This window comes from Erwinia sp. HDF1-3R, from assembly GCF_039621855.1.
GTDB lineage: Bacteria > Pseudomonadota > Gammaproteobacteria > Enterobacterales > Enterobacteriaceae > Erwinia.
The window spans coordinates 3,177,831-3,192,818 of record NZ_CP155071.1 but is presented as its reverse complement, the minus strand read 5'-3'; the positions used below and the strand labels follow the sequence as shown (position 1 = coordinate 3,192,818).

At 48.9% G+C, this 14,988-nt stretch carries 11 protein-coding genes; all 11 read left to right on the top strand.

Annotated features, from left to right (window positions below; genetic code table 11):
- Nucleotides 1-81 precede the first annotated feature (81 nt).
- The 11 genes from AAGR22_RS14615 to AAGR22_RS14565 all read left to right on the top strand — a co-directional run bounded on the left by AAGR22_RS14615 (nucleotide 82) and on the right by AAGR22_RS14565 (nucleotide 14,988).
- Nucleotides 82-1,116: a glycosyltransferase gene (locus tag AAGR22_RS14615; RefSeq protein WP_345828208.1), complete on the top strand. Its 1,035-nt coding sequence runs from the start codon at nucleotides 82-84 to the stop codon at nucleotides 1,114-1,116.
- Nucleotides 1,117-1,201: 85 nt separating this feature from the next.
- Nucleotides 1,202-3,418, top strand: a complete 2,217-nt coding sequence (locus tag AAGR22_RS14610; protein WP_067708456.1) for a phage tailspike protein — start codon at nucleotides 1,202-1,204, stop codon at nucleotides 3,416-3,418.
- 190 nt (nucleotides 3,419-3,608) lie between these two features.
- Nucleotides 3,609-4,859 carry a colanic acid biosynthesis pyruvyl transferase WcaK gene (gene wcaK, locus AAGR22_RS14605; RefSeq protein WP_067708452.1) on the top strand — a complete coding sequence of 417 codons (1,251 nt, stop codon included), beginning with the start codon at nucleotides 3,609-3,611 and terminating at the stop codon, nucleotides 4,857-4,859.
- Nucleotides 4,860-4,863: 4 nt separating this feature from the next.
- A complete protein-coding gene (locus AAGR22_RS14600; protein ID WP_345828207.1) occupies nucleotides 4,864-6,087 on the top strand; it encodes a glycosyltransferase in 1,224 nt (407 codons plus the stop codon).
- Complete coding sequence (locus tag AAGR22_RS14595; protein ID WP_345828205.1) at nucleotides 6,084-7,424, top strand: lipopolysaccharide biosynthesis protein; 1,341 nt, start codon at nucleotides 6,084-6,086, stop codon at nucleotides 7,422-7,424. Before AAGR22_RS14600 ends, AAGR22_RS14595 begins: the two co-directional genes overlap by 4 nt.
- 160 nt (nucleotides 7,425-7,584) lie before the next feature.
- Entirely contained in the window at nucleotides 7,585-8,481 is an 897-nt protein-coding gene (gene galF, locus AAGR22_RS14590) for a UTP--glucose-1-phosphate uridylyltransferase GalF (protein WP_067708439.1), read from the top strand.
- A gap of 51 nt (nucleotides 8,482-8,532) precedes the next feature.
- A complete protein-coding gene (gene galE / locus AAGR22_RS14585) occupies nucleotides 8,533-9,546 on the top strand; it encodes a UDP-glucose 4-epimerase GalE (protein ID WP_345828203.1) in 1,014 nt (337 codons plus the stop codon).
- Between the two features lie 543 nt (nucleotides 9,547-10,089).
- Complete coding sequence (locus AAGR22_RS14580; protein ID WP_345828201.1) at nucleotides 10,090-11,505, top strand: mannose-1-phosphate guanylyltransferase/mannose-6-phosphate isomerase; 1,416 nt, start codon at nucleotides 10,090-10,092, stop codon at nucleotides 11,503-11,505.
- 17 nt (nucleotides 11,506-11,522) lie between these two features.
- Nucleotides 11,523-12,899 (top strand): phosphomannomutase CpsG, encoded by a 1,377-nt coding sequence (gene cpsG, locus AAGR22_RS14575; RefSeq protein WP_345828199.1) that lies wholly within the window; start codon nucleotides 11,523-11,525, stop codon nucleotides 12,897-12,899.
- Between the two features lie 14 nt (nucleotides 12,900-12,913).
- Entirely contained in the window at nucleotides 12,914-13,699 is a 786-nt protein-coding gene (locus tag AAGR22_RS14570) for an ABC transporter permease (protein WP_345828197.1), read from the top strand.
- Entirely contained in the window at nucleotides 13,699-14,988 is a 1,290-nt protein-coding gene (locus AAGR22_RS14565; protein WP_345828196.1) for an ABC transporter ATP-binding protein, read from the top strand. The genes AAGR22_RS14570 and AAGR22_RS14565 overlap by 1 nt, the downstream gene beginning before the upstream one ends.

Here is a 14,988-nt window from a genome sequence, read left to right as displayed (position 1 = left end):
ACAGGCTAAGCCCGCCTGGTGCGAAAATTCTTTGTAGCACCAGGTATTTAACATTGATGTGATTAAGGTGATGACTTCGCGATGAAAAAAATAGTGCTGGTGATTAAAGACGCCTACTCCTATGCCGGAACGGAAAACATTTGCAACTTTATGTCCGAATGTCTGGGCGACGCGCATCAGGTGACCGTCTATTCGCTGGAAGGATCCGGTCAGCCCTTTTATCCGTTTGAAAAAGTGAAAGAGATCGTCAGCTTTGCCGGCGTGAAGAATCCTATTCGCAGCGCGGTGCAGCGCATTAATCAGGAAGGGTTTGATGCGGTTTTCCTGATCAGTATGGGGCGCCTGAGCGTGATGTTTGCTCTCTACAGCCTGCTGGCGCGCAAAAAGAAAACGTCAAAGGCCTACGCCTGCGAGCATATTGCGATTAACTCCTTCGGCAAGCCGATCAAATTCCTCAAGTACCTCTTTTTACGCTATTACGACCGCGTCATCGTGCTGACCGACAAAGACCGCAGCGTCTTTACCCGCTGGGGCATCGCCAGCCAGACTATCCCCAACCCCGTGGTGTATAAAAATCATCAGCGCAGCGTGCGGCACCGCCAGGCGCTGGCGGTTGGCCGTCTCGATCATCAGAAAGGTTTCGACCTGCTGCTGGACGTCTGGCAGGGCTTTGCCGCCACCAACCCTGACTGGAAGCTGGTGATTGCGGGCGACGGTGAGTTAAAAAGCGAACTGTTGGCTAAAGCGGCGACGCTTAAGATTACCGACAGCGTTAACTTCGTCGGCAAGGTATCCAACATCAACGACTACTACCGCGACAGCGATATGGCATTGATGACCTCGCGCTATGAGGGGCTACCGCTGGTGCTGCTCGAGGCAAAGTCCTGGGCGCTGCCGGTTGTCGCCTATGACTGCCCGACGGGTCCGCAGGAAATTATTAACGACAGTCAGGATGGATTTCTGGTCGCGATGAATGATCGGACCGCTTTTATTGAAAAAATGAACCAGCTCGCACATAACGATGCGCTGTTTTTTGCCGTGAGCGCGAAAACAGCCGAAACCTCGCTGAAATTCGACGGCAAGGTCATTAAAGAGAGCTGGCTTTCACTGGTGTAATGTCACCGGTTTCTGGTATGCCGGGCAATGCCTTTGGGACACACATTCACGCCTCCAGGGGCACATTGACTATGGGATTCCATCAATGAAAAGAAGAGAAGTAATTACCGCATTCTCATCCATTTTCGCCGCCCTTTCGGTAAGCTCGTTCTCGAGCCAGGCTGCCAGAAAAGAGCCCGCCGTGTCGCTGAAAGAGGTACCGGTAAGCGATCTGCCTAAAGAAGACGTCCCGATCCTGACGCCTGAAAATATCTACACCATGCCTGACCGCTTTTGGAAAAACTTCAGTGGCAAGCTGTACATTGGTAAAGTCGGCACCGATCCGACTCAGTCAGCTAACCTGACGGATGTTTTCCTGCGTAACGCCAGCGGTAAGCTCTCTAAGATTGAACAGCCTATTGCGCTCAACGAGGGGACCTTTCAGAAGTTTATCGCCGATAACGGCGCGCTGATTGCCACGCCCGCGCACTCCATGGCGGTGGTGGATGATGGCGGAAACGTTCTGTTCAATATTCCTGACGTCAGCCATCCGGGGGCAAATACCTTCAGTAAGCGCCTGTCGCAGCCCGCCGGTTACCAGCTGATTGGCGAAATCGCCTCCGTTGACGATCTGCGAAAAACGCGTCCGCTGTTCGAAGGGGCCAAGGTTAAGCTCAGCAGCTGGCATAACGGGCTGGAGCAGGGCGGTGGCGAGTTCGTCGGCAGCCTGAGCGCTGCGCCGGATGACGGCGGGGTGATTTTCTCCGGGACCGACTTCCACTGGCGGCGCGTGGTTGACGACTTCAACCGCCTGACGCTGTTTGATTTTGGTGCCATCGACGACGGTAAAACCGACGCGGCACCGGCCATCAAAGCCATGTATGCCTGGTCGCAAAAGGCCAACCAGCAGATCTGCATTCAGTTTCCCGCCGGTGACTTCTTCGTCAGCGCCTGTGATTTCTCCGGCGAGCAGACGCGCTTTTTCCGCGTCTGTGGGGCCATGGTCAACTTCGGCTACTTCCCGGCCACCAATATCGTCTCCGACGGCAAACCCGGGTTTGTTTTCCAGGTTAACGCCCGCTGGGTGGAAGTCAGCAACCTGAACTTTAACGGTCGCACCGACGTAAAAGACAACGGGCAGGGCTTCTTTAACAATACCTGCAAAGGCGGACAGTTCTTCCGCGGCGCCTGCCTGCGTTTTGTTCAGGTCGGCGGCACCTCACTCAGCCTGATGGATACGCTCGATTGTAAAATCGACCAGTGGTACGCCCTGCGCTGTACCGGCGATGTGATCAAGTCCGTCTGGTCAAACCTGCCGAAAGGCAAGTGGGACCACAGCACGGCGATCGAGCTCTCAAACTTCAATGCTCAATACTGTACCAAAGGGATGGTGCTTAACCTTGAGCGCTGCGGTCAGTCACTGATCCATAACGGCTGGATTGAGCACTCCGAACATCCGGGCAACATTTCCAACGGCCAGTGGATCATTGATGCCCTGAGCCTGGAAACCTGCCCGAATCCGCTGATAGCCCACAATTCGCGCCTGAATATGCGCCAGACCAATTTGCAGGCCGGAAGCTGGATCGACAACTCGCTGGGCGATCACGAATGGCTGAGCGCCTATGAGCGAGGCTCAACGCGCGTGGAGTCCTACGGCATCGCCGTTGACGGCAGCATGAAGTACAACTACCTGACGTCGCGCTATCGCATCATCAACAATACCAATCAGGAAAAGTGGTATGAGCTGGGCAATATCTTTACGCCCGACGTCGGCGACAACTGGGAAATCGAAATTTTCGGCCAGTCCTCCTACAGCAACGGCACCGATAAGAGCCTGCTGAACCAGGTAGTGGACGGCAAAACCACCGGCGGCAAGGCCATAATCAGCCTGCAGCGTAAAGCACATAAATTCGAAGCCAGCTGGCATGCAGAAGGTGCCAGCCCGATCCTCGATGTGATGTACGAAACGCCCTATGACACCGATACCCGCGTTTATGTCAAGCTGGCCGGCTGGCTGGCATCCGCTGGCGTACTGATGAAGTCGACCGCCCGGGACCGGTTTATGACCGGCAAATGCGCGCGGTTCGACAGCAAAATGGCCTTTGCAGATAAGCCTTCAGGCGGAAATGCTCATCAGGCGCTACAGCGCTTCACCCTGCACAACGGCAAAGCCGGGATTGGGGCTAACGAGCAGGGCGATGTGCTGCTGGAATCACGGCTGTTAAAAGCTGAAGAGGTGAATACCTCACAGGCCGAAGGCTATGTGTCGATGGTGATTAACGGCAAACAGGTTGCCGTGCCTTATTTTGCATTGAAAGGGTAACAAAAAGGGGCGGCCAGAGTGCCGCCCGGCATCAGCGAGTCAGTCGGCAGGTTGCGGATCGCGGATGGATTAAGTGGCGAGGCAGTATTGATGGGTGTTCTGGCAGGTATTTTGAACAATTATACTTATTAATTAACCACTTATGGTTAGTGACGGTTTGTAAAATTACAAAAATTTTTCTGGAGTTGTTATGAAGATTTTATTAGTTGGCAATCATACATGTGGAAATCGTGGTGATGGCGCTATTTTACGCGGTCTTATCGACTCGCTTAACCTCGCAAGGAACGATCTGGACATTGATATCATCAGTCGCTATCCAACCAGCTCAGGCTATCTGCTACAGCAGACGGTCATGCCGGATGAGCTCTTTCTTGAAACAAAGAAGGGCAAAAATAGCCTGACCGATAAAATCAAACGCCGCCTGATGCCAAAAATTATGATGGCGCACATCAGCGGCAGCGGGCTGTTTAAATCTTTTCCCGTACCAAAATATCTCCAGGAATTTACCAACCGTCTTAAGCAATACGATGCGATTATTCAGGTCGGCGGCTCATTTTTCGTTGACCTGTATGGGCCGCTCCAGTTTGAACATTCGCTGTGCGCGCTGCTGGCAAAGAAGCCGATTTATATGATCGGGCACAGCGTCGGGCCATTCCAGAAAGAGAGATTTAACGAGATTGCCAACTTCGTTTTCTCGCGCGTTAACAGCCTGGTTCTGCGTGAAAGCGTCAGTCTTGAAATGATGAAAAAGGGCAGCATCACCACGGAAAAGGTGGTCTCCGGTGCGGATACCGCCTTCCTGGTTCGCGCCCGCAGCGTTGAAAATCCCAGCCATAACCTGCAGCACTGGCAGAACCTGATTGCCGCGAAAAAAACCGTCGCCATAACCGTGCGCGAACTGGCTCCCTTTGATAAGCGTCTGGGCGTCACGCAACAGGAGTACGAAGAGGCGTTTGCTAAGGTGATTAATGCGGTGATCGACCGGGGCTATCAGGTCGTTGCCCTCTCCACCTGCACCGGCATTGACAGCTACAACAAAGATGACCGTATGGTGGCGATGACGCTGCGCGACCGCATTGTGCAGAAAGATCAGTATCACGTCATCATGGATGAGTTTAACGACCTGGAGCTGGGGATACTGCTTGGCGAATCCCATCTGACCATCGGCACCCGACTGCACTCGGCCATTATCTCCATGAACTTTGGCACCCCCGCCGTGGCGATCAACTATGAGCACAAATCTCTGGGTGTGATGAACCAGCTGGGCCTGCCAGAGATGGCAACGGATGTGAAAAGCCTGATGGATGGCAGCATCATCACCCGGGTTAACAGCATTCTGGACAATTACGACGCCGTAAAACAGCAGGTTGATCTCGCGGTTGAGCAGGAGAGAGTTCTGGGTAACAACATTACCGCAGACGTCGTCAGACATTTAGGGTGAACCGATGAAACTTACATTCTTCACAATGCGATTTCCGGTCTCGTCAGAGACCTTCGTGCTCAATCAGGTCATCCATTTTATCGACAGCGGCTATGACGTGGAGATCATCTCCGTCTTCCCTGGCGATCTGGTGAACCGACATGGCGCATTCGATCGCTACAATCTGGCAGAAAAAACGCACTATCTGCTGCCGGAAGAGAAGGTGAGCAACGCGGACAAGCTGAAGCAGCGCCTGCAGATTGTGCTGCCGAAAATCCTCAGCCTGACCACATTGAAATCCTTCAATATCGGGCGCTATGGCGCGCAGTCCAGCAAGCTTCTGCTGCCTGCCATCGTTGCCCATGCGAAGAAGACCTTTACCGCCGATATTTTCCTGGTGCACTTCGGCTACGCGGGTGCGCTGGCGAATAAGCTGCGGGAACTGAATGTGCTACGGGGCAAACAGGCGACCGTATTCCACGGTGCGGATATTTCCCGCCGGCATATTCTTGAGGAGCATAAGCAGGACTATGCCAACCTGTTCCGTCAGTCCGAACTGATGCTGCCTATCAGCCATCTGTGGGAAAACAAACTGATTGCCATGGGCTGTCCGCCTGAAAAAATTCACGTGACGCGCATGGGCATTGAGCCCGAGAAATTCAACCTGAAAGAGCGTGAGTCGCTGCACTCGCCGCTGCGTATCGTCTCTGTCGCACGTCTGACCGAGAAAAAAGGTCTGGGGGTCGCCGTTGAGGCCTGCAAATACCTTAAGGCACAGGGCGCGAATTTTGAATATACCATCATCGGTAACGGTGACCTGGAAGAGACACTGCGTGACACCATTCGTACGGCACAGCTGGAAGACTGCGTGAAAATGGTCGGATTCAAACCCCAGGAAGAGATCAAGCGCTACCTGGATGAAGCCGACATCTTCCTGCTGCCTTCCCTGACTGCTGCTGACGGCGATATGGAGGGTATTCCGGTTGCCCTGATGGAAGCCATGGCCGTAGGCTTACCCGTAGTCTCAACCGATCACAGCGGCATTCCTGAGCTCATTGAAAATAACGTCTCAGGCTGGCTGGCGCAGGAAGGCGATGCGAAAGCATTAAGTGACATCCTGTTCAAACTGGCGAAAAGCGATATTGACGTGGCACCGGTCGTTGCGGCCGCACGCGCCAGGGTAGAAACCGAGTTCAATCAGCATATTGCTTATCGCCAGCTGGCACAGCTTTTGGAGCAACTTGCGTGAGTAGTTTAAAACATCAGGCCGCCTGGCTGTTTGGCGGCACCTGTTTCGCCGCCGTATTACAGGTCGTGCAGCTGGGCGTGCTGGCCCGCAGGCTGGAGGCCCACGAACTGGGCGTTCTGGCTATTATCAACGCCATTCTGGCGGTAGCGATGGTGTTGCAGGATATGGGGATGAGCAGCTATATCGTGCATCGCCAGAACATCACCCGGAAAGAGCAGAGCACCATCTACTGGGTGAACGTCCTGCTGAGCCTGATAACCGGGCTGCTGCTGATCGCCATCGCCTGGCCTATCGCGCATTTCTATCATATTCCTCAGCTGACCGGACTGATTATGCTAACCAGTCTGAACTTTCTGGTGCTGGGTTCGCTGTCGCAATATCAGGCTCATTTTATTAAAGCCAAAAAGATGGTGCTGCTGGCGAAAATAGAGATGGTCACCAAATTCCTGGCATTTATATTTACCGTTGCCATGCTCTGGTTTACCTCCCTCAACGTTGCCGCCGTTATTTTGGGGCTGTTTTCAAATGCCGCCATGCGTATTCTGTGCATGATTTGGTTTGGCGATAAAGCCTGGCGACCCACCTTTGAATTTGATAAAGCCACTTTTTTAAGTTCGATTAAATATGGTGTCTATCAGCTCGGTTCCCAGACGATAAATCAGCTGCGTACTCAGGCCGACTCCCTGATTGTGGGTAAGGTCATGGGAGCCGATATGCTGGGGGTCTATTCTCTGGCAAAAGAGCTGGTGCTTCAGCCACTTAAGCTGGTTACGCCGGTGATCAACCGCCTGGCGCTGCCGCGCTTTGCTGAAAAGCAGCATGAACCGGCGCAGCTTCAGAAACTGTTCCTGAAAGGCACGCTGGCCATCATGCTGTTTAGCAGCCTGATGTATCTGGCGATCGGCATCCTTTCACCGGTGATCGTGCGGGTGCTTTATGGCAGCGCACATGAAGCCGTCGGCCACCTGATACCGCTGATGCTTCTCTTCGGCATGCTGCGTCCAATGGGCGGCCTGACGGGCGCAATTTCGCAGGCAAACGGACGGACTAACGTCGAGTTTTACTGGAATATTGTGGCAAGCATCATTGTGGTGCTGGTGCTGGCCACCACCTGGATCTACCCCAACGTCTGGTATGTGGCGCTGACGCTGTCAATTTCTCAGGTGCTCATTTCGGCCTTTGCCCATCCATTCTTTATTAAGCCGGTGATTGGCATCCGCTTTATCCCGTATGCCCGACAGTGGGTCTCGGTTTCAGTGGTGTTTGTCGGCATAATGGCGCTGGTCAGCTACTACAATTTGTTTATTATGCCGGAGTGGTTTAGCGGCTGGTTTTAATAAATTTGAGTTGGACAATAATAAAAAGGCGATCGCTCAGGCGGTTGCCTTTTTTTTTAGTACCAGCGGGGGAAAATTTTCAGATTAAGATTATACTTCCACGGCATCTCTTTAATGCATAATGATTGAACGCTTTTTACTTCATTTATATGGAAAAATTATGACCAAGCTTAAAGCAGTTATCCCCGTTGCGGGTCTGGGTATGCACATGCTCCCTGCTACAAAAGCCATTCCTAAAGAGATGCTGCCGATTGTAGATAAGCCGATGATCCAGTACATCGTCGACGAATGCGTGGCAGCAGGGATCAAGGAAATTGTTCTGGTCACCCACGCTTCCAAAAATGCGGTTGAAAACCATTTTGATACTTCCTATGAACTGGAAGCCCTGCTTGAAGCGCGCGTTAAGCGTTCACTGCTGAGCGAAGTTCAGTCAATCTGCCCACCGGGCGTCACTATTATGAATGTTCGCCAGCCTCAGCCGCTGGGCCTGGCTAACTCTATCCTGTGCGCCCGCCCGATGCTGCATGACGAAGCGTTTGTGGTCGTGCTGCCTGACGTGCTGCTGGATGATTCTACCGCTGACCCACTGCGCTACAACCTGGCCGCCATGGTTGCACGCTTTGAAGAGACCGGCCGCAGCCAGGTGCTGGCGCATCATATGCCGGAAGCCGACCTGTCTGAATACTCGGTCATCAAAACGCGCGACGTGATGGACAACCCGGGCCAGGTCAGCCAAATCGTCGATTTCGTTGAGAAGCCTGAAAACCCGCAGACGCTGAACTCCGATCTGGCCGCCGTGGGTCGTTACGTTCTGTCTGCCGATATCTGGGCTGAACTGGAAAATCTGGAGCCGGGTGCATGGGATCGTTATCAGCTGACCGATGCCATTGCCAGCCTTGCGAAGAAACAGCCGGTTGACGCTCACCAGCTTTCTGGCGCAAGCTTCGACTGCGGACGTAAACTGGGCTATATGAAAGCCTTTGTTTCCTGGGGCTTACGCAACAACGCCCAGGGCCGTGAGTTCCGTGAGGCAGTCCAGACCATTCTGGCAAAATAATCCGATATTCGAACATGGCCGCGCCAGTGTGCGCGGTTGCAAGGAGTCAACATGGCTATTTTAGTCACGGGCGGGGCGGGTTACATCGGTTCCCATACGGTTTTGACGCTGCTTGAGCGCGGCGACGACGTGGTAGTACTGGACAACCTGATCAACGCTTCGCGCGAATCCCTCAGCCGGGTAGAAAAGCTGGCGGGTAAAAAAGCCACTTTCATTGAAGGTGACATCCTCGACCGCGCCTGCCTGCGCAATCTCTTTACCCAGCATGATATCTCTGCGGTGATCCACTTCGCCGGCCTTAAAGCCGTAGGCGAATCGACCCGTATGCCGCTGGAGTACTATCAAAATAACGTGACCGGCACCCTTATCCTGCTGGAAGAGATGCGCGCCGCTGGTGTCAATCAATTTATTTTTAGCTCTTCCGCCACGGTGTACGGTGCGGATGCGCCGGTTCCCTATGTGGAAACTACGCCAATCGGCGGCACAACCAGCCCGTACGGCACCTCGAAACTGATGGTCGAATTCATCCTGCGCGACTTTGCAAAGGCCAACCCGGAATTCAAAACCATTGCGCTGCGCTACTTCAACCCGGTTGGCGCACACGAGTCTGGTCAGATTGGGGAAGATCCTAACGGTATCCCAAACAACCTGCTGCCCTATATCGCCCAGGTGGCCATTGGCCGACTGGAAAAGGTGAATATTTTTGGCGGTGATTATCCCACCAAAGATGGCACCGGTGAGCGTGACTACATCCACGTGATGGATCTTGCCGAAGGTCACCTTAAAGCGCTGGATCACATTGCGTCCATCAGCGGCTATAAAGCCTATAACCTTGGGGCGGGCGTAGGATATTCGGTCCTGGAAATGGTTAAGGCCTTCGAGAAAGCCAGCGGTCGTACCATTCCTTATCAGATTTCCCCTCGCCGCGACGGCGATCTCGCCGCCTTCTGGGCCGACGCCTCACTGGCAGACAAAGATCTCAACTGGCGCGTTTCGCGCGGTATCGACCAGATGATGCGTGATACCTGGAAATGGCAGAGTTTGAATCCGCAGGGATATAAGTAACATCCTCTTATGAGCCGGGCCGTTAAGCAAGGCCCGGCAATTCATTTACGTATCGAATCTTCAAAAATTTTTTCATTTAGCAGTAAACTCCTTCTATATCATATGTATCCTGCGACGCACATCTCGACAGATTATTGAACAATAAGTCTGTTGGATGATAAATCACCGGTTTTGCTTTATCTGTGTAATTTCTCACCAAAACTTAACTTGTTTTAAGATATGTCCTAATGTTGCCTTTAAATCCGGACAGAACGTCGTAAAATGAGGGCCGTAGCACCAATAATTAATCATTGGTGATAATCTTAAAATACTGCTTTAATTTGGTGTTTTTCTGAGATGGCACAGGTAAAATTAGGCCTGAATTGTTGAAGATGAAGCTGATGTAACCGTAAAGGTTAAGGTGACCACGAAAATTATATAGTGTTCAGTAGGTTGGTAGCTGTAAGCCAAGGGCGGTAGCATGCTCGTGTTACGCTAAATAGTATGATATTTGAGCAATAAATTGTGGCTTCGTTGCGCTTTACTAATGTTAGGGGTTGTTGAATGTTACTTCCAGTAATCATGGCCGGTGGAACCGGCAGTCGTTTGTGGCCCTTGTCCCGAGAGCTTTATCCGAAGCAGTTCATCTGTCTTCACGGGCAAAATTCTATGTTGCAGGAAACCGTGCTGAGATTATCTGGGGTACAGGCCCGAGATCCCGTTGTAATATGTAATGAAGAGCACCGTTTTCTCGTGGCTGAGCAGTTGCGTCAGGTAAATAAACTATCGCACAACATTATCCTCGAACCTGTGGGGCGTAATACTGCACCAGCCATCGCCCTGGCAGCACTTAACGCTGTAGATCAGGGAGACGATCCTATTCTTCTCGTCCTGGCTGCTGACCATATCATCGATGATAAATCGGCTTTCCATGAAGCGATTGCGCAGGCGATTAAATATGCTAAAAATGGAAGCCTCGTGACCTTTGGCATCGTTCCCACCGGGCCTGAAACAGGCTATGGCTATATCCACCGCGGTGAGAAAATCAGCGATGATGAGAACTCGCCACACCGTGTACAAAGATTTGTCGAAAAACCTGACCGTGAAACAGCTGACGATTACATTCGTTCAGGTCAGTATTATTGGAACAGCGGTATGTTTATGTTCCGTGCCAAACGCTATTTGCAAGAGTTAGAGAAATTTCGGCCCGACATTCTGGAAGCCTGTAAGCGGGCAATGGCGAATGTTAAGGAAGGAGATGATTTCATCAATATTGATAAGGATGATTTTATAGCCTGTCCTGATGAATCCGTTGATTATGCCGTTATGGAAAAAACAGACGACGCCGTGGTAGTCCCTCTTGATGCGGGATGGAGCGATGTGGGTTCCTGGTCAGCATTATGGGAAGTAAACGAGAAAGACGTTGCAGGTAACTCGCTGAAAGGGGATACCTTCATACATAATGCGAAGAATTGTTACATTAACACAGATGATCAGCTTGTAGCCGCAATTGGGGTTGAGGATCTGGTTATAGTCAATACCAAAGATGCTGTTCTGGTCGCCAGACGCGATCAGGTGCAGGACGTAAAGCGCGTTGTTGAGTTTCTAAAAACCGAATGCCGCAGTGAATATCGCAAACATCGAGAAACTTACTGGCCTTGGGGCCGTGCCGATTTAGTCGTTCAGACTGGACGGTTCAACGTGAATCGTATAACGGTTAAACCGGGTGAAGCATTTGATCTGCAGATGCATTATCACCGTACCGAGCATTGGGTTATTCTGTCGGGCACCGCAAAAGTCACTATCCAGGATAAAACAATATTGCTGACTGAAAACCAGTCTACTTTTATACCTATCGGTTCAATCCATACGCTGGAGAATCCTGGGAAAATTCCTCTGGAATTGCTTGAGATTCAGTCAGGATCTTATTTAGGTGATGATGATATTATCAACATCAAAGAACAGTATTTGAAAAGTTAACAGAGAATAATCGTATTATGTCAGCATTAACCTGTTTCAAAGCATATGATATTCGCGGTGAGTTAGGTGTGGAACTTAATGAAGATATAGCCTATCGCATTGGTCGCGCTTATGGAGAGTTTTTAAAACCCAAAAAAATAGTAGTGGGTGGCGATGTACGCCTGACAAGTGAATCGCTCAAGCTTGCACTTGCAAATGGTCTGATGGATGCAGGTACTCATGTGCTTGATATTGGCGTGAGTGGCACCGAAGAAATTTATTTTGCCACTTTTCATCTTGGTATTGATGGTGGGATTGAAGTGACTGCTAGCCATAATCCCATGAATTATAATGGGATGAAACTGGTTAAGGAAAATGCACGGCCTATCAGTGGCGATACGGGACTGAGGGATGTACAGAAGCTTGCTGAAGAAAATAAATTTCAGGCTGTTGATCCCTCCACGCGAGGAACGTATACGAAAATTTCTGTACTTGATGCGTATATTGATCATCTGATGAGTTATATCGATCTCGCTAATTTCCAGCAAAGCATGAAATTGGTGATCAACTCTGGTAACGGGGCTGCTGGCCACGTAATTGACGAAATCGAAAAGCGTTTTAAACAAGCCAGTGTGCCTGTTGAATTCATTAAAGTGCATCATCAACCCGATGGCAATTTCCCTAATGGGATACCTAATCCTCTTTTACCTGAGTGCCGTAAAGACACGGCGGATGCGGTTAAGGCCCATTCTGCTGATATGGGTATTGCTTTTGATGGCGACTTTGACCGTTGCTTCTTATTTGATGAAAATGCGGAATTTATTGAAGGCTACTATATAGTAGGTTTGCTGGCTGAAGCTTTTTTACAGAAAGAACCGGGTGCTAAAATTATTCATGATCCACGACTCACCTGGAACACTATTGATATAGTCACGAAAGCCGGTGGTTTACCTGTTATGTCTAAGACAGGACATGCATTTATAAAAGAACGCATGCGCCAGGAAGACGCGGTATATGGTGGTGAAATGAGTGCTCATCATTACTTCCGGGATTTCGCTTATTGCGATAGTGGTATGATTCCATGGTTGCTGGTAATTGGATTGATAGCTTTACAAAAAATGACGCTCAGCCAACTGGTTTCTGAACGAATGAATGCTTATCCAGCCTCGGGAGAAATCAATCGTAAACTAGACGACCCGCAATCAGCCATTGCTTTAGTGGAATCATTTTACAAAGAAAGAGCTATCATGGTTGATTCAACCGATGGAATAAGTATGGAGTTTGAGAAATGGCGGTTCAACATTCGCTCATCAAACACAGAACCAGTGGTAAGGCTCAACGTTGAGTCAAAGGCTAATATCAGCATAATGCAAATGGAAACGGATCATATCCTGACACTTCTAGATGGTAAATAAAAATGGTTAACGGGATGATTAGCGGTATCAGTCGCTATCGAGGGTTTATTATCGATAGTATAAAACGTGACTTCCAATCGCGATATCAAAGTAGCTTCCTTGGAGCTGTTTGGTTACTAATTCAACCTATAGCGATGATAGCTGTTTATACATTGGTATTTTCCGAATTGATGCGTGCAAGACTGCCTGACATGTCGACGCCATATGCATACAGTATATATCTTTGTTCTGGAGTATTAACTTGGGGGATGTTTGCAGAGATATTAAACGGTCTCGTTAATGTTTTCCTTAGTAACGCCAATATACTAAAAAAACTGAGCTTTCCCAGGATATGCTTGCCTATTATTGTGGTGTCAACGGCATTCATAAACTTTTTAATCATTTTTTCACTGTTTATTATTTTTCTAGCGCTGACTAATAATCTCCCTGGAACAGTAATATTTACAATAATACCAGTTCTTTTTCTACAAATTGTTTTTACTGTTGGTCTGGGCATCATATTAGGTGTTCTAAATGTATTTGCTAGAGATGTAGGCCAATTTGTGGGTATTTTATTACAATTTTGGTTTTGGTTTACACCGATAGTATATATTAGTAAAACTCTTCCTGATTGGGCTCAAAATGCATTAAAATATAATCCGATGGCAAACATTATCGAATGTTACCAAAATGTATTTCTATATCATAACAGCCCGCAATGGAATTCCTTAATTCCTGTAAGTGTAATTGCGCTACTGCTGATAGTTGCAGGATGGAAAATGTTCAAAAAACACTCAGCTGATATAGTGGATGAATTATAATGAACAACATCACTGTTAAAAAAGTAGGTAAAGCTTACAAATATTATCATTCGAAATGGTTGAGGGTTATCGAGAAACTAACACCATCTTCCTCATTAAGACATACTAAGAAATGGGTGCTGCGAGATATCAGTTTTGAAATCAAACCTGGAGAGTCCGTAGGCATCGTCGGAGTTAATGGCGCAGGTAAAAGTACTTTACTAAAGTTACTTACTGGCACAACGAAACCTACTCAGGGGTCAATCGAAATTAATGGGAGAGTAGCTGCTCTACTAGAGTTAGGAATGGGTTTTCACCCTGACTTTACTGGTCGTCAAAATGTTTATATGTCTGGGCTAATGATGGGGCATACGCGGGATACTATTTCCAAACTAATGCCTGAAATAGAACGGTTCGCAGAAATTGGTGACTATATAGACCAGCCCGTAAGAATTTATTCTAGTGGAATGCAAATGCGTCTTGCATTCGCAGTTGCAACTTCATCAAGACCTGATATCTTGATCGTTGATGAAGCACTTTCTGTAGGTGATTCTAAGTTTCAGGCCAAATGCTATTCACGTATTGCAGATTTCAAAAAACAGGGATCTACTTTATTACTCGTTTCACATAGTGCAAGCGACATAGTAAAACATTGCGACCGCGCAATATTTCTTAAGAATGGCTCCATCGAAATGGATGGCACCTCGCGCGATGTTACTAACCGTTATCTGGATGAGCTATTCGGTAAGAATAATAACGACCCCTCTGTCAAAGGCAATTCAGATACAATTACAGATAATAATCTATCGTTTGAAGACATTGAAGATGTATATCATACCCGCCCAGGCTATAGGAATGATGAATACCGCTGGGGAAATGGAGGTGCTACAATTGTAGACTATGATATACAATGTAATGGCAATAAATATCCTTCAAACATAGAAAGCAATGAACTTACTGACTTTTACATTAAGATATATTTTGAAAATGATTTCGATAGTGTGGTTCCGGGTATTCTCATCAAAACCTTAGATGGTCTTTTTTTATACGGGACTAATTCTTTTCTGGCAAGTGAAGGAAAGAATACTAATAGAGTAAGTCGGGGAGATGTGCGCATTTTTAAATTTAGCTTCCCTTTGAATTTAAATCAAGGTGATTATTTGCTGTCATTTGGAGTTTCTGCCGGTGACCCTCTGGAAGAAATGATACCTCTGGACCGACGTTATGATTCAGTAATTTTTCACGTCAGCAAAGCCATGGAATTTTGGGGAATTATAGACCTAAAATCAACATTTCAAGTTTATAAATAG

Excerpts from the sequence above, each read along its gene's own strand:
- AAGR22_RS14615 (WP_345828208.1), top strand. The coding sequence starts at position 82 with ATGAAAAAAATAGTGCTGGTGATTAAAGACGCCTACTCCTATGCCGGA.
- AAGR22_RS14610 (WP_067708456.1), top strand. The coding sequence starts at position 1,202 with ATGAAAAGAAGAGAAGTAATTACCGCATTCTCATCCATTTTCGCCGCC.
- wcaK (WP_067708452.1), top strand. The coding sequence starts at position 3,609 with ATGAAGATTTTATTAGTTGGCAATCATACATGTGGAAATCGTGGTGAT.
- AAGR22_RS14600 (WP_345828207.1), top strand. The coding sequence starts at position 4,864 with ATGAAACTTACATTCTTCACAATGCGATTTCCGGTCTCGTCAGAGACC.
- galF (WP_067708439.1), top strand. The coding sequence starts at position 7,585 with ATGACCAAGCTTAAAGCAGTTATCCCCGTTGCGGGTCTGGGTATGCAC.
- galE (WP_345828203.1), top strand. The coding sequence starts at position 8,533 with ATGGCTATTTTAGTCACGGGCGGGGCGGGTTACATCGGTTCCCATACG.
- AAGR22_RS14580 (WP_345828201.1), top strand. The coding sequence starts at position 10,090 with ATGTTACTTCCAGTAATCATGGCCGGTGGAACCGGCAGTCGTTTGTGG.
- cpsG (WP_345828199.1), top strand. The coding sequence starts at position 11,523 with ATGTCAGCATTAACCTGTTTCAAAGCATATGATATTCGCGGTGAGTTA.
- AAGR22_RS14570 (WP_345828197.1), top strand. The coding sequence starts at position 12,914 with ATGATTAGCGGTATCAGTCGCTATCGAGGGTTTATTATCGATAGTATA.
- AAGR22_RS14565 (WP_345828196.1), top strand. The coding sequence starts at position 13,699 with ATGAACAACATCACTGTTAAAAAAGTAGGTAAAGCTTACAAATATTAT.